Source organism: Cryobacterium ruanii, assembly GCF_004404055.1.
Taxonomy (GTDB): domain Bacteria; phylum Actinomycetota; class Actinomycetes; order Actinomycetales; family Microbacteriaceae; genus Cryobacterium; species Cryobacterium ruanii.
Genome location: NZ_SOHK01000001.1, coordinates 1 through 18,825 on the forward strand (window position 1 = coordinate 1; position 18,825 = coordinate 18,825).

Annotated in this window: 17 protein-coding genes, 1 rRNA gene and 1 pseudogene; 15 read left to right on the forward strand and 4 right to left on the reverse strand. The window is 65.7% G+C overall.

Annotation, left to right across the window (positions count from 1 at the left end; genetic code table 11):
* Positions 1–85: ribosomal RNA gene (gene rrf, locus E3T47_RS00005) — 5S ribosomal RNA — on the forward strand; the annotation flags it as partial.
* 119 nt (positions 86–204) lie between these two features.
* Here the strand turns inward: rrf and E3T47_RS00010 are convergent.
* From E3T47_RS00010 to E3T47_RS00020, 3 genes are read right to left on the reverse strand one after another with little or no spacing between them, the layout of a single operon-like run.
* The gene (locus tag E3T47_RS00010; RefSeq protein ID WP_134553625.1) at positions 205–804 is read right to left on the reverse strand and encodes a TetR/AcrR family transcriptional regulator; all 600 of its coding nucleotides are present in this window, start codon (positions 802–804) and stop codon (positions 205–207) included.
* A gap of 41 nt (positions 805–845) precedes the next feature.
* Positions 846–2,165, reverse strand: coding sequence for a phenylacetate--CoA ligase PaaK (paaK, locus tag E3T47_RS00015; RefSeq protein ID WP_134553626.1), 1,320 nt, complete (start codon positions 2,163–2,165; stop codon positions 846–848).
* Positions 2,166–2,182: 17 nt separating this feature from the next.
* Positions 2,183–2,626 carry a hotdog fold thioesterase gene (locus E3T47_RS00020; RefSeq protein ID WP_134553627.1) on the reverse strand — a complete coding sequence of 148 codons (444 nt, stop codon included), beginning with the start codon at positions 2,624–2,626 and terminating at the stop codon, positions 2,183–2,185.
* A gap of 193 nt (positions 2,627–2,819) precedes the next feature.
* On the opposite strand from E3T47_RS00020, the gene paaA reads away from it, so the two are divergent.
* The 13 genes and pseudogenes from paaA to E3T47_RS16175 form a co-directional block, all read left to right on the forward strand.
* Positions 2,820–3,809, forward strand: coding sequence for a 1,2-phenylacetyl-CoA epoxidase subunit PaaA (gene paaA, locus E3T47_RS00025; RefSeq protein ID WP_134553628.1), 990 nt, complete (start codon positions 2,820–2,822; stop codon positions 3,807–3,809).
* Positions 3,806–4,111, forward strand: coding sequence for a 1,2-phenylacetyl-CoA epoxidase subunit PaaB (paaB, locus tag E3T47_RS00030; RefSeq protein WP_092106867.1), 306 nt, complete (start codon positions 3,806–3,808; stop codon positions 4,109–4,111). The genes paaA and paaB overlap by 4 nt, the downstream gene beginning before the upstream one ends.
* A complete protein-coding gene (paaC, locus tag E3T47_RS00035) occupies positions 4,108–4,962 on the forward strand; it encodes a 1,2-phenylacetyl-CoA epoxidase subunit PaaC (RefSeq protein WP_422386456.1) in 855 nt (284 codons plus the stop codon). Before paaB ends, paaC begins: the two co-directional genes overlap by 4 nt.
* A gap of 20 nt (positions 4,963–4,982) precedes the next feature.
* Entirely contained in the window at positions 4,983–5,516 is a 534-nt protein-coding gene (paaD, locus tag E3T47_RS00040; RefSeq protein ID WP_134553699.1) for a 1,2-phenylacetyl-CoA epoxidase subunit PaaD, read from the forward strand.
* On the forward strand, positions 5,516–6,661 hold the full coding sequence (gene paaE / locus E3T47_RS00045; protein ID WP_134553629.1) for a 1,2-phenylacetyl-CoA epoxidase subunit PaaE: 1,146 nt from the start codon (positions 5,516–5,518) through the stop codon (positions 6,659–6,661). The genes paaD and paaE overlap by 1 nt, the downstream gene beginning before the upstream one ends.
* A gap of 35 nt (positions 6,662–6,696) precedes the next feature.
* Positions 6,697–7,470: an enoyl-CoA hydratase/isomerase family protein gene (locus E3T47_RS00050; protein ID WP_134553700.1), complete on the forward strand. Its 774-nt coding sequence runs from the start codon at positions 6,697–6,699 to the stop codon at positions 7,468–7,470.
* A 257-nt stretch (positions 7,471–7,727) separates the two neighbouring features.
* Entirely contained in the window at positions 7,728–10,061 is a 2,334-nt protein-coding gene (locus tag E3T47_RS00055; protein ID WP_134553630.1) for a 5'-nucleotidase C-terminal domain-containing protein, read from the forward strand.
* Positions 10,062–10,126: 65 nt separating this feature from the next.
* Positions 10,127–10,753 carry a hypothetical protein gene (locus E3T47_RS00060; RefSeq protein ID WP_134553631.1) on the forward strand — a complete coding sequence of 209 codons (627 nt, stop codon included), beginning with the start codon at positions 10,127–10,129 and terminating at the stop codon, positions 10,751–10,753.
* A 101-nt stretch (positions 10,754–10,854) separates the two neighbouring features.
* Positions 10,855–11,580: a YcnI family copper-binding membrane protein gene (locus E3T47_RS00065; protein ID WP_134553632.1), complete on the forward strand. Its 726-nt coding sequence runs from the start codon at positions 10,855–10,857 to the stop codon at positions 11,578–11,580.
* 106 nt (positions 11,581–11,686) lie between these two features.
* Entirely contained in the window at positions 11,687–12,301 is a 615-nt protein-coding gene (locus E3T47_RS00070; RefSeq protein WP_166805557.1) for a copper resistance CopC family protein, read from the forward strand.
* A gap of 160 nt (positions 12,302–12,461) precedes the next feature.
* A complete protein-coding gene (gene recQ, locus E3T47_RS00075) occupies positions 12,462–14,483 on the forward strand; it encodes a DNA helicase RecQ (protein ID WP_134553701.1) in 2,022 nt (673 codons plus the stop codon).
* Between the two features lie 186 nt (positions 14,484–14,669).
* The gene (locus E3T47_RS00080) at positions 14,670–16,790 is read left to right on the forward strand and encodes an acyl-CoA dehydrogenase family protein (RefSeq protein WP_134553634.1); all 2,121 of its coding nucleotides are present in this window, start codon (positions 14,670–14,672) and stop codon (positions 16,788–16,790) included.
* 165 nt (positions 16,791–16,955) lie between these two features.
* Positions 16,956–17,235: pseudogene (locus tag E3T47_RS16175) on the forward strand (ATP-binding cassette domain-containing protein); the annotation flags it as partial.
* Positions 17,236–17,344: 109 nt separating this feature from the next.
* On the opposite strand, the gene E3T47_RS00090 reads toward E3T47_RS16175, so the two are convergent.
* The gene (locus tag E3T47_RS00090) at positions 17,345–17,746 is read right to left on the reverse strand and encodes a TraR/DksA family transcriptional regulator (protein WP_134553635.1); all 402 of its coding nucleotides are present in this window, start codon (positions 17,744–17,746) and stop codon (positions 17,345–17,347) included.
* 73 nt (positions 17,747–17,819) lie between these two features.
* Between E3T47_RS00090 and pip the strand changes: the two genes are divergently transcribed.
* Positions 17,820–18,776, forward strand: a complete 957-nt coding sequence (gene pip, locus E3T47_RS00095) for a prolyl aminopeptidase (RefSeq protein ID WP_134553636.1) — start codon at positions 17,820–17,822, stop codon at positions 18,774–18,776.
* Positions 18,777–18,825 lie beyond the last annotated feature (49 nt).

Below are 18,825 nucleotides of genomic sequence, written 5' to 3' on the forward strand. Positions count from 1 at the left end.
TCACATTCCGAACCCGGAAGCTAAGACTCTCAGCGCCGATGGTACTGCAGGGGGGACCCTGTGGGAGAGTAGGACACCGCCGGACTTAACTTGAAAAACCAGAAAGGCCACCCTCCGGGTGGCCTTTCTGCGTTAACACGTGCACGCGAAAGCCGGAGAAAGGCCACACACATTGTGTGTGGCCTTTCGTCGTTAAGGGAAGGTCTAGCGGCGTCGCAGGCCGTCCAAAGCTACGGCGAGCACGTCGTCGGCGAGCTGCGCGGCATCCTCCGGACCCTCGGGCCGGTACCACTCGGCGATGGAGTTGACCATACCGAAGAGCAGGCGGGTCACGACTCGCGGGTCGATGTCGCTCCGCAGCGAGCCCTCATCGCGCGCCTCGATGACCAGGGTGGAGACGGCGCGGTCGAAGGCCCTGCGCCGGGTCAGCGCGAGACGTTCAACGTCGGTATTGCCGCGCACCCGCAAGAGGAGTGTGACGTAGGGCAAGCGTGACGTGAGCACTTGCACGGCACCGCGGAGCACGTAGGCCAGGCGGTCGATGGCACTGCCGGTCAGGGCTCCCGATTCCAACAGAACGCCCTCAAGACCGTTGAGGGCTTCGTCCAGGGCAAGCTGGAGAACTTCATCCTTCGACGTGAAATGGTGATAGATGGCCGCCTTCGAGAGGGCCAGCCGGGCCGCGAGCACTCCCATGGAGGTCGCGTCGTAGCCGAATTCATTGAACGCGGTGACGGCAATCTCGAGAATCGCCCGCTGGTCGTAGCCGGGGCGCCCGCGTTTGGGGATGTGTACGTCAGACATAGGTCTAGAGTCTCTCATGCGGGCGTACCCACGACGACCGGTCAGCGCAGGTCGTAGACGCGCTTGTGCTTGCCCGTGCTGCGCTCCAGGGAACCCGGCTCGACGACGAGCACATTGACGCTCGTTCCGATCCGGTCCTTGATGAGCGCAATGAGTATTGCCCGAGCGACCGTAGAGGCAGCTTCGTCGGCGTGCTCGTGTCGTTCGATGCGCACCGTGAGCTCGTCCATGCGCGACGGTCGGGTCAATTCGAGCACAAAGTGCGGGGACAGGTGCTCGATGCCGAGCACGATCTCCTCAATCTGTGTCGGAAACAGGTTGACCCCGCGCAAAATGATCATGTCGTCGTTGCGGCCGGTGATTTTCTCCATACGGCGCATACCGGGACGCGCGGTGCCGGGAAGAAGGCGGGTCAGGTCGCGGGTGCGGTAGCGGATTACCGGAAAAGCCTCCTTGGTGAGCGAGGTGAACACGAGCTCGCCGGTTTCGCCGTCGGGGAGCGTCACGCCGGTGTCGCCGTTGATGATCTCGGGCAGAAAGTGGTCCTCCCACAGGTGCGGGCCGTCTTTAGACTCAATGCACTCGTTACCGACGCCAGGACCCATGACCTCGCTTAGCCCGTAGATATCGAGGGCGTCGAAGTCGAGGCGGTCTTCGAGCTCGAGGCGCATCTGGTTGGTCCACGGCTCAGCGCCGAGCACGCCAGCCTTGAGGCTCGAGCGGCGCGGATCGAGGCCTACAGCGACCATGGCATCGGTGATCGTGAGCAGATAGCTTGGCGTTGACAGAATGACGTCGGGCTCAAAGTCGCTGATCATCTGCACCTGCTTATTTGTTTGGCCGCCCGACATGGGGATGGCGCAGGCGCCAAGGGCTTCGATTCCGGCGTGGGCGCCGAGACCCCCGGTGAACAGTCCGTAGCCGTAGGCGTTGTGCACCTTCATACCGGGACGCACGCCAGAGGCGCGCAGGCTGCGGGCCACCAGGCCAGACCACATGGCGAGGTCGTTCTTGGTGTAACCGACCACGGTGGGCAGTCCGGTAGTGCCCGACGAGGTGTGGATGCGTGCGACCTGGTCCATTGGCACCGCAAACATGCCGAACGGGTAGGAAACCCGCAGATCTTCCTTGGTCGTGAACGGCAGCAACGCCACGTCTTCGAGGGTGCGAATGTCGTCGGGGTGAACGCCAGCCGCATCGAATTTGCGCGTATAGAGAGGCACGTTTTCGTAGGCGTGCCGCACGGTGTGCTGCAGGCGCGTGAGCTGCAGCGCACGGATCTCGCCCTGGGACATCCGCTCTGCCGCGTCGAGCTCGTCGATTGCAGGTGCGTGCAGACGGGTCTTGGTCAGCGTTGACATGATGCCTTTCGAAAGGATTAGAGGTGGTTCCGGGTAGGGACGGGCAAATTGGTGGTGCGGCTACGACCGCGAAATTCCGCGACGGTGACATCGTTGTCGACCGCGTTTCCGGCGACACTGACGCGCACGTCGTAGATGCCACTCCGACCGCTCTTCACGCGCAGCAGTGCGGTGGCGGTCAGATTCTGGCCGCTCGTGGTCGGCTTCAGAAAAATGATGTCGGCGCCGGCCGCGAGCGTGACGTGGTGCGAATCGTTGCAGGCAATGGCAAAGGCCGTGTCGGCGAGGGCGAAGATGAAACCGCCGTGGGTCACATCGAAACCGTTGAGCATATCGTCGCGCACGACCATAGACACCACGGCGTGGCCCGGCTCGTTGCGATGCACGATCATGCCGAGAGAAGCGGATGCCCGGTCGCGCAGCATCATGGCCTGACTTCCGACGGGCAGTGCTTCCGTCATTCGGTTCTCCTCATTGAGTTGCCGTGCCGGTCGGGGTTGCCCGGCCGATAATGTGACTATATACTAACTGAACGATCGGTCGGTAATAGATTGTACGATCCGTGCACAACATCGCCGACGTGCATCACCTTAGCGCCGCCCGCTCGTGCACCATGAAGATCCGACCACCGCAGTCAACGCAGACCAGGAGCCGATGATGACAAGCACCATCACGCCCGATACGAGCGCAACCGCCGTTATCAGCGTCGAAGAGCAGCAGTTCAACGACTTGATCGAAGCGGACTCGCGCATAGAGCCGCGTGACTGGATGCCTGAGGGGTACCGCAAGTCGCTCGTACGCCAGATTTCACAGCATGCGCACTCCGAGATCATCGGCATGCAGCCGGAGTCGAACTGGATCACGCGAGCACCGAGCCTGAAGCGCAAGGCCATCCTCATAGCCAAGGTGCAGGACGAAGCCGGCCACGGCCTCTACCTCTATTCCGCCGCGCAGACGCTCGGCGCCACCCGCGACGACATGACGGATGCCCTCATCGCGGGCAAAGCCCGCTATTCGTCGATCTTCAACTACCCGACCCCGAGCTGGGCCGACATGGGCTCGATCGGCTGGCTCGTCGACGGCGCCGCCATCTGCAACCAGGTACCGCTGTGCCGGGCCTCGTATGGTCCCTACGGCCGTGCGATGGTGCGCATCTGCAAGGAAGAATCCTTCCACCAGCGCCAGGGCTTCGAGATTCTGCTGGAGCTGATGGCTGGCACCGAGGAGCAGCGCCAGATGGCTCAGGACTCAGTCAACCGTTGGTACTGGCCCGCGCTCATGATGTTCGGCCCTCCCGACGACGACTCTCCCAATTCGGCGCAGTCCATGGCATGGAAGATCAAGCGTCACTCCAACGACGAGCTGCGCCAGCGCTTCGTGAACATGCTCGTGCCGCAGGCGGCCGTGCTCGGCGTCACCCTGCCTGACCCCGACCTGCACTTCAACGAAGAAACCCAGCAGTGGGACCTCGGCGTGATCGACTGGACCGAGTTCCACGAGGTACTCGCCGGACGCGGCCCGAACAACGCCCAGCGCTTGCAACGTCGGCGCGACGCCCACGACGAGGGCGCGTGGGTACGCGAAGCCGCCGTGGCCTATGCCCGTAAACAGTCCGCACGAACCGAAGAAATGGCAGCCTCATGACCACTCCCGGCGATTCCGCAGCAGAGATCTGGCCCCTCTGGGAGGTCTTCGTGCGTTCCAACCGCGGCCTGAGCCACGTGCACGTCGGCTCCCTGCACGCCCCCGACGAGACCCTCGCCGTGCGCAATGCGCGCGATCTGTATACCCGCCGCAGTGAGGGCGTCTCGGTCTGGGTCGTTCCCGCGGCTGCCATCACCACGAGTGATCCGGACGCCAAGGGCGCCTTCTTCGAATCGCCCGCCGGCAAGAACTACCGCCACGCGAGCTACTACTCCAAAAGCGAGGGAGTGAAGCACCTGTGAGTGACGACATCGCAGCGGATGCCCCGGCCGCCGCCCACGACGATGACCACGGCCACGTCGCGGTCGACGTCACAACTCTCGACGCCGAGCTCATCGAGGGCCCGTCCGTCGCCACCGCTGACGTGGCAGAATACGCGTTGTGGCTTGGCGATGACTCGCTCATCCTGGCCCAGCAGCTCGGCGCCTGGATCTCCCGCGCACCCGAGCTCGAAGAAGACGTCGCCCTGGGCAACGTCGCCCTGGACCTGATCGGTCACGCCAGGTCACTGCTGCACTATGCCGGCACCGCGTCGGGCCGCACCGAAGACGACCTCGCCTACTGGCGCACCGAGCCTGATTTTCGTTCACTGCACATCGTCGAACAGCCCAACGGCGACTTCGCCCACACGATCGCGCGCCAGTTCGTCGTGGCCCACTACCTGTTCGAGCTGTACAGCCGACTGCGGGCATCTGCTGACGCGACCCTCGCCGCAATCGCCGCCAAGGCGGTGAAGGAGGTCGACTACCACCGCGACCACTCCACCCAGTGGGTGCTGCGCCTCGCGCAGGGCACCGACGAGTCGCGCCGCCGAATGATCACCGCGTTATCCGACCTGTGGCCGTATGTCGAAGAGATCTTTCGCGACGACCCGCTCATCGATCGCCTCGGAGGAGTCGCGGTTCGCCCGTCGAGCCTGCTCCCGGCATTCGACGCCGCCATTGCACCGGTGCTCGCCGAAGCCGAACTCGAGGTCCCGCGCGGCTTCGTCGCTTCCGGCGGCGGCCGCACCGGCAAGCACTCCGAGCACCTCGCCTTTCTGCTCGCCGAAATGCAGGTGCTCACCCGCGCCCACCCCGGAGCGTCCTGGTGACTACCGCCGACCGCGCTTCAATGCTGCATGAAGCCATCGCCCGGCCGCGCCCCGCCGACGCAGCGTCGCTCGCTGCGTGGACACTCGCCGCGCAGGTCGTCGACCCCGAGATTCCGGTGCTCACCATCGAAGACCTCGGCGTACTTCGCTCGGTGACGGTCACCAATGATGCCGTCGCGGTCACGCTCACGCCGACCTACAGCGGATGCCCCGCCATGGACGCCATGCGCGACGACGTTCTCGAGGTGCTCGCGAGCGCCGGGTACGAAAACGTGTCGGTTCGGCTCGTGCTTAGTCCGGCCTGGACCACCGACTGGATGAGCGAGATCGGCAAGAACAAGCTCCGCGAATACGGCATCGCCGCCCCTACCGGGCATGCGACCGTGCGGGGTTCCGGCCCGGCCGGCCCAATCCGCCTGACGCTGGCCGTGAAGTGCCCGCGCTGTTCCTCGCTCAACACCCGCGAGCTCGCGCACTTCGGTTCCACCTCCTGCAAGTCCCTCTTCGAATGCCGAGACTGCCTCGAGCCGTTCGACTACTTCAAGGTGCTCTAATGGCTGCAACACATCTCGATTCCACCATTCAGAGCGCCGCCACGCCGGCGCCGGTCAAGCACCGCGCACGTTTCCACACCCTCACGGTGGCCGAAGTACGCCCGCTCACCGCGGACAGCGTCGAGGTCACCTTCACCGTTCCACCCAAACTGCAGGGCGCGTTCGACTACCTGCCCGGCCAGCACCTCGCGCTGCGCGCCACGATCGACGGCCAGGAGCTGCGCCGCAGCTATTCGATCTGCCGGCCGGCGACAGCGGGTGAGATCAGCGTTGCCATCAAACGTGACCTCGGCGGCGCCTTCTCCACCTGGGCCAACAGCGAGCTGCACCCTGGCGATGAAATCGACGTGATGAGCCCGCAGGGCAGCTTCACCTCCACGCTGCGCAACCTCGACCACAAGCACGTCGTCGGCGTCGCCGCCGGCTCGGGAATCACCCCGCTGATGGCCCTTGCCCACACCGTGCTCGCCGCCTCGGCCACCTCGAGTTTCACCCTCGTCTACACCAACCGCACGGCCCTCGACGTGATGTTCCTCGACGAACTCGCCGAGCTGAAGGACCGCTACCCGGCCCGCCTCGCGCTCTACCACGTGCTGTCCCGCGAACAGCGATCCTCCTCATTGCTCTCGGGTCGAATCGACGAAGAGAAGTTTCGGCGCATGCTCGACACCATCCTGCGCCCGGTCTCGGTCGACGAATGGTTCCTTTGCGGCCCGTTCGAGCTGGTGCAGCTGTGCCGCGACACCCTCGAAAGCACCGGCGTCGAGCGCTCCCACGTGCGCTTTGAACTGTTCACGACCGGCGAGGCCTCGGCGGCGAGCGGTGATCGCGGCCGACCCGTCATCATCGGCCAGGGTGACAAAACCTTCCAGATCGAGTTCACGCTCGACGGCCAGAGCAACACGGTCACCACCCCGGTCAACGCGAAGGAGAGCATCCTCAACGCGGCCCTGAGGGTTCGCCCCGACGTGCCGTTCGCGTGTGCCGGCGGCGTCTGTGGAACCTGCCGCGCCAAACTGGTCAGCGGCGACGTAACGATGACCGAAAACTACGCTCTCGAGCCCGAAGAACTCGCCCGCGGTTACGTGCTGACCTGCCAGTCACACCCCACCACCGACACCGTCGTCGTCGACTATGACGCTTGACACCGTGGCGTATATCAGCGCAGAAAGCGGATGCCGTGATTGACCTCTCGATAAACGACGACGTCGCCCATGTGGTGCTGAACGCACCCGACAAACTCAACGCCCTGGATGAGGCCGCGATCGTTGAACTGGACTTGGCCTACCAGACCGCCGAGCGGGCCGGTGTGCGTGCGTTGGTGCTGAGCGGCGAGGGCCGGGCGTTCTGCGCCGGCCGAAATATCGCAGGCGTCGATCCGCGCACCGACGACGTACTCGGCTACCTCGGCGACCTCGTCACCCCGCTGCTGCAGCGGATGAGCCGGTTCCCGGCGCCGACCTTCGCGGCCGCCCACGGCGCCTGCCTCGGAGTGGGGCTTGGCCTGCTCATCGCCACCGATGTCGTGTACGTTGCCGACACTGCCAAGATCGGCTCGCCGTTCGCGAACCTCGGTGCAACGCTCGACTCCGGCGGGCACGCCCTGTTCGTCGAACGTCTCGGCGCGCACCGTACCCTCGACCTGATCTACAGCGGGCGCCTCATGTCGGGGGTCGAGGCGGTGGCCGGCGGCCTGTTCAGCCAGGTGTTTCCCGCCGCGGAGCTGACCGACCTGACCGTGCAGGCGGCGACACGCGCGGCATCCGGTGCAACGCAGGCTTTTCTTGCGAGCAAGGCACTCGTGCAGGCGCTGCGTGACGAACGACTCGGACTCTGGCAGAGCATGAGCGATGAGACCGCCGCCCAGGCAGCGCTGTGCGCCACGGGCGACTACCGGGAGGGCTTCGCCGCGTTCCAGGAGAAGCGCAAGCCCTCGTTCACCGGCCGCGCCTGACCCGGTTTGACGGCGTGGTCAGGCGATCGCGAGCATTCCGGCCGCAGGGAGGGCGAACGCAAGCCCGAGCGCAACGAGCCCGCTGCCGGTCGGCGTCTGGTCGATCAGAATCATGAACACGCCACGCTGGCCGGCGCGATTGTTTCGCAGACCTAGGCAATGTCGAAAGATGACCGTATGGTGTCGGCGGCTGCAGACGTTGCGGCCGACTGATGAGAGCACGTACCCGGCAATGAGTCTCAACGAGGAGCGCGATTGTGATCACAGCAGGTGCCGTATCGAACCCCGATGCATCGACCCTTCGAACGCGTCGGCGGGTGCTGGCGGCGCTGGCGGCGGTCATGGTGCTGGCCTTCGGATTCTCGGCACTCGCCGCCGCTCCGGTCAGCGCCGCCGAACCTCCGGTCACCATCGACGTGCTCACGATCAACGACTTTCACGGCCGCATCGAAGCGGATGGTTCCGCGGCGGGCGCCGCCGTGCTTGCCGGTGCCGTCAACCAGTTTCGCGACGCCGGCAACACCCTGTTCGTCTCGGCCGGCGACAACATCGGCGCCTCGACCTTCACCTCGGCTTATCAACAGGACACCCCCACGATCGACGCCCTCAATGCGACCGGACTCGACGTTTCGGCGCTCGGCGACCATGAACTCGAGCAGGGGCGCGCCAACCTCGAAGACCACGTGATTCCCGCCGCAAACTTCCCCTACCTGTCCGCCAACGTCTATGACCGGCAGACCGGGCAGCCAGCGTTCGAGCAGTACGTCGTGAAAGAGGTCGACGGAATCACCGTCGGCTTCATCGGTGCCATGACCCGCCAGCTCCCGACCCTGGTGAACCCGGCCGGCATCACCTCCCTCGAGGTGCGTGATGCCGTGGCCGAGGTGAACCGGGTTGCGGCCGACCTCCACGACGGAAGCACTGCTAATGGCGAAGCGGATGTCATCATCCTGCTCGTGCACGAGGGCGCCGCCACTGAAAAAATCGCCGCCGCCACAAACGACTCCGCCTTCGCGCGCATCGTCGCCGAGACCGACCCGTCCGTCGCGGCGATCGTCTCAGCCCACACCCACCAGCGGTACAGCCACGCGCTTCCCGTGGCCGGCCGCGCTCTACCGCGGCCCGTGATCCAGGCCATGGACGACGGCCGCTTCCTCGGGCACCTCTCATTGACAGTCGACCCGGCGAGCCACGGACTGCTCAGTATTTCTAGTGGGTTTCTGCCGCTCTTTGACGATCTGGGGGACCCGCAGTTCCCGGCCGACCCGGCGGTCACGGCTGTCGTCGCAGCGGCGGCAGCTGCTGCCGACCCGGTAGGGGCCGTCAGCGTGGGCGAAATTTTTGACTCCATCAACCCCGCTCGAAACGCTAACGGTGGTGATAACCGTGGTGGCGAATCGTCCTTGGGCAACTTCGTCGCGGATGTGCAGCTGCGCGCGACCGCTGCTGCAGGTGCCCAGATCGCGCTCATGCAGCCGGGTGGACTGGGGGCGAACCTCAGCATGCATGCCGGCGATCCGACCCGCGTCCCCGGCGACGTCAGCTATCGCGATGTGGCGGGCGTGCACCCCGTCCCCCACACTCTCGTGACCATGGATCTGACCGGCGACCAGCTGCGCCGGGTACTTGAGGAGCAGTGGCAGCCGGCGGAGGCCTCCTGGGGCTTCTTCAAACTGGGCGTGTCCAGCAGCCTCTTCTACACCTATGATCCCTTCGCGCCGGTCGGGCAGCACATCATCCGCATGACCTTCAATGGTGTCGAGATCGCGGGCAACACGGTCTATCGCGTCGTCGTGAATTCGTTCCTCGCATCGGGGGCGAACAATTTTTCCGCGCTGAACTCGGGCACCAACCGGGTCGATACGGGCAAGACTGATCGGCAGGCAATGCTGGATTACTTTGCCGGGGTGGGCCTGACCGAGGTGGGTGCGGCTAGCGGCCCGACCGGTCAACGCGCGGTGGGCGTCACTGGGGTGTCGCCGGACCTTGACGCGTATCGGCCAGGCCAACAGATCACGTTCCGGCTCTCATCGCTGCTCATGACTGATGGTGAGCGAGTCACCCCGGAGGTGACCGCGCATTTCGGCCGCGACGGGGTCGTACTCTCGCCAGCAAGCTTTTTTCCGTTCGATGACACCGTTGTGGATGGAACAGACGAAACCGGTCGCTCCAACGTGGCGTTCACCATTCCGGCCAATGCGCAGGCCGGATTGAGCGAGATCATGTTCGATGTGAGCGGTTTGGGCACGCACTTCTCGATCCCGATCGTCATCACGGAGGATGGGGGGCCAATTCTGGTCGATACGACAACCACGGCCTCCGTGCAGCGCCACGCGGTCAGCCACAAGAGAGCTGTGCGGCTGCGCGTTGAGGTGGCTGCGGCCGATGGGACCACCCCAGCGGGAGCGCTTCAGGTGTTCGACCGCGGGGAACTGGTCAAGACCAGGGCGCTCACCGCGCAGAAAGACGGCGTCGTGACCACGGGCATCACCGGGCTGAGCCGCGGCGTGCACACATTGAGCGTGCAGTTCAGCGGTAGCGGCACATTTGGAGCCTCGGAGTCCCGCACGATCCGGGTGGTCGTCTACTAGCCGTCCACGCCAGTCTTTTTGCAGGGTCGGACCGTTACTCTGGAATGAACCGGAGAGGGGGCGTCATGCATACACGCTGGGCCCGCTTTGCGCGCGGCTGGATCGTTGCGGTGTTCTCCACCTTTATTGCCGCGCTGTCGCACACGCTCGGTGGTGCCTCAGCGCCCGGCTGGCTGGCGGTCGTCGTGTCGCTCGCCTTCGCCGGCATGGTGTGCGTCGCCCTCTCGGGCCGCACCCTGTCCTTATGGCGAGGAGCGGCATCCGTTTTGATCAGCCAGTTCATCTTTCACGGGCTGTTCTCGCTCGGGGCACCGGGCGGTGCGCTTGGGGCTGAGGTCATCGCTGCGTCGGGCACCCACCAGCATGAGGCGCTACCCGCCCTCATCGACCCGATGGTTATGAATTCGGCCGCGCACGCGTCGCACGACGATACGGTCATGTGGCTCGCCCACTTCGGCGCCGCGATCGTCACGATGCTCGCGCTGCGTTTCTCGGAAAGCGCGTTCTGGAGCCTCGTCGAGAACGTTCGCCGGGGCATCCGCACCCTGCTTGCGCCCTCGCAGCTGGACTTGCCGGTGGCGGCCCCGCAGCGCATCGGGCACCAGGCGCCGGTGTTCACTCCGCGCGATCTCATTCTGGTGCTGTCGGCCATGCGGCATCGCGGGCCGCCCGACTTCGCGCTCGGCACCTGACCCACAGACCAGACCATTTTCTCCGCCGCACCGAACGAGTAGCAGAGGCTTCGCCCTGCACCGGTCGGGCATTTCGGGCATCCCACAGTTTAAGGACGATCATGAAGTTCACGACCCCCCTCATCGCCACCTCCGCTCTCGCCGCAGGAGTCTTGCTCGCCCTTGCGGCGCCGCTCGCGGCCAGCGCCCACGTCACCGTGACGCCCGACGCGACCGGCGCCGGAGCGTACACTGTGCTCACGTTCTCGACCGCGCACGGCTGCGAAGGTTCGGCGACGACGAAGATGGCCATTGACATTCCCGAGAACATCACGAGCGTCTCCCCGACCGTGAACCCGGGCTGGACCGTCGAGAAAATCGATGTCGACCTCGCCACGCCGATCGACGACGGCCACGGAAACGAGATCACTACCCGCGTCGGCCAGATCACCTATGCGGCCATGACCCCGCTTCCCGACGGCTTTCGCGACACGTTCGCGCTGGGCCTGCAGCTGCCCGCGGACGCCGAGGGTGAGACGCTCGAATTCCCGGTGCTGCAGACCTGTGAGGTGGGCGAAACCAACTGGAACGAGACCACGGTCGACGGTGAAGACGAACCGGCGCTCCCCGCTCCGTTCGTCACGGTCGCCGCCGCGACCGGCGACGCGCACGGACACAGCGACGGCGACACCGATGCCGAAACGGTCGCCACGCACGATGACGCAGCGGACGCCACGGCCGCATCCGCCGATGACGCGCTCGCCCGGGTCCTGGGAGCCGGTGGACTCGTCGTCGGTGCTGTCGGCATCGTGCTGGCCGTCGTCGCCCGCCGCAAGACGAGCGCCTAATAGTATGCGCGGCACCTCGGCACCCCGTGGCACTCCGGGGACTACGACCAGCCGGATGGCGGGTCCGGCGACCGCCAGGGCGACTGGCCCATCGGTCGGCTCATCGGTGGGCCCGACGGCTCGCCGTGCGTCCCGAGGCGCATTCGCGGTCATCGTCATTGCCGCAGCGCTGGGATGGGGCGCGGCCCCGGCATCCGCTCACAACTATGTCGTCGGCTCGTCGCCGGCCGCTGACGCGGTGGTGACCGAGCAGCCCGGCGTGTTCTCGGTCACCACCAACGACCAGTTGCTCGACCTCGGAGGTACTGGCTCGGGCAGCGCGATGGTCGTCACCGGTCCGGTCACTGCTCCGCTTTTTTACGGCGACGGCTGCGTGACCGTGTCGGGCGCCACGGTCGAGACCGAGGCGCAGCTCGGCGCGGCGGGGGAGTACACGGTGATCTGGCAGACGGTCTCGACCGACGGCCACGCAATTTCCGACGAGTTCACGTTCGACTGGCAGCCGTCCGCGGGCCAGGGCTTCGCCGATGGTGCGGCGGCCGCTCCGACCTGCGGCGCTGAAGCGGATGCCGCCACCACGGATGCTGGCACCTCGCCCCCCGCCGACTCTCGCGCCGACAGCACACTGCCGACCGTCGCCTGGATCGGCGGAACCCTGGGTGCCGTGCTCCTCGCGATAACCGTGACCCTGCTACTCCTGCGCCGCAACTCCCGTCCCTGACTCCGGTTTACCCGATCTCACGGCTCGAACTCGGCGCGCGGGGAACGTGCCAGGGGGCCCGGGTAAAGTTATCCAGGTGAGTCGGAACGCTGAACTGCCCTGGAACCCTGATGACGTCGAAGCACCGCGCGATTTTGATGGCCGGAGCGACTTTGATGGCTTGAGCGACTTCGACGCACCGAGTGATTTCGACGCACCAGACGACTTCGATGCGCCGCCGCCGCAGTCCGACCGGCAATTCGGCGACCGGCATTACGACGGGCAGTCGGGCGGGCGGCAACTGGCCTACAAGGGCGCAGCATCCGTTTCGAACCAACCAGTCGCTCGCGCCATCGCTCCGATTCGCTCTGCAACCCGCAAGTTCAAGACCGCGGCCGAAGCCCTGCACGCCGTCTTCGGCTACGACTCCTTTCGCGGCGACCAGGCCGAGATCATCGCGCAGGTCGTCGATGGAGGGGACGCCGTCGTGCTCATGCCCACCGGCGGCGGTAAAAGTCTGTGCTATCAGATTCCCGCGCTCGTCCGGGCCGGCACCGGCATCGTCGTCTCGCCGCTCATCGCCCTGATGCAAGACCAGGTCGACGCCCTCACCGCCGTCGGCGTTCGCGCCGAGTTCCTCAATTCCAGCCAGGATTTTGCTACCCGCAGCCAGGTCGAACGCGACTACCTGAACGGCGACCTCGACCTGCTCTACGTCGCCCCCGAGCGCCTCTCCAACGAGGCCACCAAGCGGTTGCTCGACCGCGGCACCATCGCCCTGTTCGCCATCGACGAGGCCCACTGCGTGTCGCAGTGGGGCCACGATTTTCGCCCGGACTACCTCGCCCTCAGCGAACTCGCCGACCGCTGGCCCGACGTGCCGCGCATCGCCCTCACCGCGACGGCGACGGATGCCACACACCAGGAGATCACGACCCGCCTGCAGATGGGTGACGCCAGGCACTTCGTGGCGAGCTTCGACCGACCCAATATCCAGTACCGCATCGTCGGCAAGGCCGAGGTACGCAAGCAGCTGCTGTCGTTCCTGAAGACAGAGCACCCTGGCGACGCCGGAATCGTCTACGCACTCAGCCGCAAAACCGTCGACCAGACCGCCGAATTTCTGCGCGCGAACGGTGTGGACGCGCTGCCGTACCACGCCGGGCTCGACGCTGGCCTGCGCGCCCGCACCCAGAGTCGGTTTCTCCGCGAGGAGGGCGTCGTCATCGTCGCCACGATCGCATTCGGCATGGGCATCGACAAACCCGACGTACGCTTCGTTGCCCACATCGACCTGCCCAAATCGGTCGAGGGCTACTACCAGGAGACCGGTCGCGCCGGCCGCGACGGTGCCCCGGCCACAGCCTGGCTCGCCTACGGGTTGCAAGACGTCGTGCAGCAGCGTCGCATGATCGACGAGTCGCCCGGTGACCTCGCACACCGGCGCAAACTCTCCGCCCACCTCGACGCCATGCTCGCCCTGTGCGAGACCGTGCACTGCCGCCGGGTCAACCTGCTGCGCTACTTCGGCCAGGCCAGCGAACCGTGCGGTAACTGCGACACCTGCCTCGAACCGCCCGAAGCCTGGGACGGTACCATCCCCGCCCAGAAACTACTCTCCACCATCGTGCGCTTGCAGCGCGAACGCAACCAGAAGTTTGGCGCCGGCCACCTCATCGATATCCTCCGCGGCAAGGAGACCCCCCGCGCCACCCAATACGGGCACACCGAACTGCGCACGTGGGGACTCGGCTCCGACCTCAGTGACCAAGCCTGGCGCGGCGTCGTGCGCCAGATGCTGGCCCAGGGCCTGCTCGCCACCTCCGGCGAATACGGCACACTCGTGCTGACGGATGCCGCGGCGGACGTTCTCGGCGGCCGCCGTGACGTGCAGTTGCGTCGTGAACCCGACCGCCCCGCCCGATCCAGCGCTGCGCGCCGCCCGAGCGCGGCGAAGGTCGCGGCCGCCGACCTCAGCACGGTCCAGGAATCCTTGTTCGAGGCGCTCCGCGCCTGGCGTTCGGCGGAGTCAAAGGAGCAGGGCGTACCCGCCTACATCGTCTTCGGAGACGCGACCCTGATCGCCGTCGCCGCAGCCGGCCCGACAACCCTCGCAGCCCTCGACGGCATCACCGGCATCGGCGCCAAGAAGCTCGAAGCCTACGGCGACGCCCTGCTCGAGGTCGTCGCCGCTTCCGCCTGACCTCAACGAAGAACGGTGTTTGTGGGGGAGCGCAGGTCTGCAGGGCCCTCAGTTGTACGTAACCTACAAAACGAATGCCGTGGGCGGCAGATATCGTTGTGGCCCCCGCACCGCGCATTTCGCGACCGCGACCACGCGGTCCTAACGTTGCGATCACCACTTTCGCGTGAACAGTTAGGATCACCCATGGTTGACACGGCCCAGCGCTCCAGCACCCGATCGATGACGATCGACTCTCGCCAGGGCGTCAGCGTCGATACCGGTCCCATCAAGTCCATCGGCGATCCTGCCGCCCCCGTGGTCAACGTCGAATTGCTCGGACGCCAACTGCTCGGAACCTGGGCTGACGTGCGCCTCGCCGCTCGCGAGGTCACCGCGCGCCCCGACATGCAACGCATCGAGGGCCTCTCGATGGCCGACCACCGCCTGCGTGTGCTCGAGCAGCTCAAGGTTCTCGCCGCCAACGGCCATGTGCTGCGCGCCTTCCCCAAACACCTCGGCGGGCACGACGACCACGGTGGAAACATCGCCGGTTTTGAAGAGCTCGTCATTGCCGACCCAAGCCTGCAGATCAAGGGCGGCGTGCAGTGGGGCTTGTTTGGCGCCGCCGTACTACACCTCGGCACCAAGACCCACCATGACAAGTACCTGCCCGGCATCATGGACCTCAGCGTTCCCGGCGCATTCGCCATGACCGAGATCGGGCACGGTTCCGACGTTGCGAGCATCGGAACCACCGCCACCTTCGACTCCGAAGCCGGTGAGTTCGTCGTCAACACCCCGTTCCGGGCGGCTTGGAAGGACTACCTCGGCAACGCCGCGAAAGACGGCATCGCCGCCGTGCTGTTCGCCCAGCTCATCACGCAGGGCGTCAATCACGGCGTGCACGCCTTCTACCTGCCCATTCGGGGCGCTGATGGCGATTTCCTGCCCGGTATCGGCGGCGAAGACGACGGCCTCAAGGGCGGACTCAACGGCATCGACAACGGCCGCCTGCACTTCACGAACGTGCGCATTCCTCGCGAAAACCTGCTCAATCGGTACGGCGACGTCGGTGAAGACGGCACCTACACGAGTCCGATCGGGAGCCCCGGCCGGCGCTTCTTCACCATGCTCGGCACCCTCGTGCAGGGTCGTGTGTCGCTTGACGGGGCCGCCACCGCGGCATCCGCTCTCGCCCTGACCATCGCGATCACCTACGGCAGTCAGCGCCGTCAGTTCACCGCCGGCAGCGACACCGACGAGGAGGTCATCCTCGACTACCAGCGGCACCAGCGCCGGTTGTTCCCGCGCCTTGCCACGACCTACGCGCAGACCTTCGCGCACGACGAGTTCCTGGTGAAATTCGACGAGGTGTTCAGCGGTAAGGCCGACACCGACGACGACCGGCAAGACCTCGAAACCCTCGCCGCCGCGCTCAAGCCGCTCTCCACCTGGCACGCGCTCGACACGCTGCAGGAGGCCCGCGAGGCCTGCGGCGGCGCTGGATTCCTCGCCGAGAACCGCCTGGTCGGCCTGCGCGCCGACCTCGACATCTTCGCTACCTTCGAGGGTGACAACAACGTGCTGTTGCAGCTCGTCGCCAAGCGACTGCTCACCGATTACAGCCGCAAATTCGCCACAGCGGATGCCGGTGCCCTCGCCCGCTACGTCGTGCAGCATGCCGCCGGTCGCGCCTACCACGGCACCGGACTGCGAACGCTCGGGCAGTCGGTGTTCGACCGCGGGTCGACCGCCCGCTCGGTCGGCGCCCTCCGCGATGCCGACGTGCAGCGCGAGCTGCTGACCGATCGGGTCGAGAGCATGATCGGCGAAGTCGCCGGCAAGCTGCGGGGCGCCACCAAACTGCCGAAGAAGCAGGCCGCCGACCTGTTCAACGCACACCAGAATGAGCTCATCGAAGCGGCCCGCGCCCACGGCGAACTGCTGCAGTGGGAGTCGTTCACCAGGGCGCTCGACGCCACGACGGATGACGGCACCAAGCAGGTCCTCACCTGGCTGCGAGACCTGTTCGGCCTCGGACTGGTCGAGAAGAACCTGGCCTGGTACCTCATCCACGGTCGTCTCTCCGCTCAGCGTGCCCAGGCCGTCACGGCCTACATCGACCGGCTCATCGCGCGTATCCGCCCGCACGCACTCGACCTCGTGAACGCGTTCGGCTACTCGCAGGACCACCTGCGGGCCACGATCGCGAGCGGCATCGAAGCCGAGCGCCAGACCGAAGCCCGCGACTACTACGCCGACCAGCGTGCGTCCGGCGTCGCGCCCGCCGCGGAAAAGCTGGTCAGGAAGCCCTCCAGGAAGTAGCTCGCGTATGTCGTACCCAGGTACCACAGGGTGGCGCACAACCATCCCCATGGTTGATGCGCCACGTAGGATTCAAACAATACCGCTGGGAATGGGGGCTTCACAGCAATTAAACGGGGCCTCAGCCACTAATGGAATGAGGCATTCGTGATCCAGGCATAGTCCCTGACCAAACACTACGGAAGCAAGACCGCGGTCGACTTCACCGTGCAGCCCGGCAAGGTGACCGGTTTTCTCGGGCCGAACAACGCGGGCAAGTCCACCACGATGCGCATGATCGTCGGACTGGATCGCCCCAGCGCCGGATCGGTCATCGTGAACGGCAAGCCGCACCACGAGCACAAGGCTCCGCTGCGTGGGCGTGCTGCTCGAGGCCAAGGCCATACACACCGGTCGCAGCGCCTACAACCACCTGCATGAACTCACCGCGGTGAGTGCCTCGCACGAAGATGCCTACATGAAACTCGCCCAGAACGAAGTGGAGTATCGCACCGGCGATACCCACATCGAAGCGGAGGTCGCTCGGCCTCGCCGGACAGCGATCGCGGCTGTCACTACCGGCCGCGGTTTTCAATCTCTCTGGCGCAGTCGATGCATAGGTCTGCCGTCAGGAGGGCAGACAGCCGGGCGGAGCCAATCGGTTTAGCGCAGCGGATGCAGGTGCCGTAACTCCCGTCAGCAATTCGGGCAAGCGCACGATCAATTGCTGCGACTTTCTCGTCGAACTCGCGGTGCACACCGACAATTCGCGACCACTCACTCGACAGGGTTGGACCTTCTGGATCGTGCTCGTCGTCGGCCGATCCGTCGCTCCGCGCCTCGCGCACGCTCGTGAGCGATTGCGCCAGCCGGTTCAGGTCCGTCCCGGTTAAGTCGCGCTGATCCCTGAGAGCTGCGTCGAACCGACGGAGCTCGGCATCCGTGAGAGAGATACTCGCCATGACCCATCGTTGCACGGCGCGATCGTTTAGTCCGGACTGGGAGCTCGTGAATTTTCTCAACCTCAGATCCGGGGAATAGGCTCAGCGCATGCGTACTTTTTACCCTGAGCTTGAACCCTATGAGACCGGCATGCTCGATGTCGGTGACGAGCAGACCATCTACTGGGAAGCTTCGGGAAATCCCGACGGCAAACCCGCGGTCTACCTGCACGGCGGCCCCGGCGGCGCGTCCAGCCCAGACCAGCGTCGAGTGTTCGACCCGGCGAAGTACCGCATCATCCTGTTCGACCAGCGTGGTTGCGGCTCAAGTACGCCACACGCGAGCGAACCCGACGTCGACCTGAGCGTTAACACCACCTGGACTCTCGTGGCCGACCTGGAGCAACTGCGTGAGCACCTCGGCATTGACCGTTGGCTGGTCTGCGGCGGATCGTGGGGCAGTACCCTCGCCCTCGCCTACGCCGAGACGCACCCCGAGAAGGTCACCGAACTCGTCGTGCGTGGCATCTTCACCCTGCGCCCGGTGGAGCTCGACTGGTTCTACGAGGGCGGCGCCGCTGCCATCTACCCCGACCTGTGGGAATCCTTCCTCGCCCCCGTTCCCGAAAATGAACGCGGCCACTTGATCGAGGCCTACGGCCGGCTGCTGCACGACCCCGACCGATACGTGCGGGAACGGGCCGGCGTGGCCTGGGCGACCTGGGAATCATCGACGATCACCCTGCTGCAGGAGCCCGACAAAATCGCGCACTTCTCCGATCCGGCCTTCGCGGTGGCGTTCGCCCGTATCGAGAACCACTTCTTCACCAACAACGGGTGGTTCACGCCAAACCAGCTCATCGACAACGCATCTCGGCTCGCCGACATTCCGGGCGTCATCGTGCAGGGCCGCTATGACATGTGCACCCCCGCCTTCACCGCGTGGGACCTGCACAAGAACTGGCCGGAAGCCGAATTCCACCTGATCCCCGACGCCGGCCACGCCTTCGACCAGCCGGGAATCCTCGACGCCATCATCGAGGCGACCGACCGCTTTGCCGGCTAGTGCGCTGAGAAATTGTCAGGTAATCCTGACAGATCTGCAATACTGACCG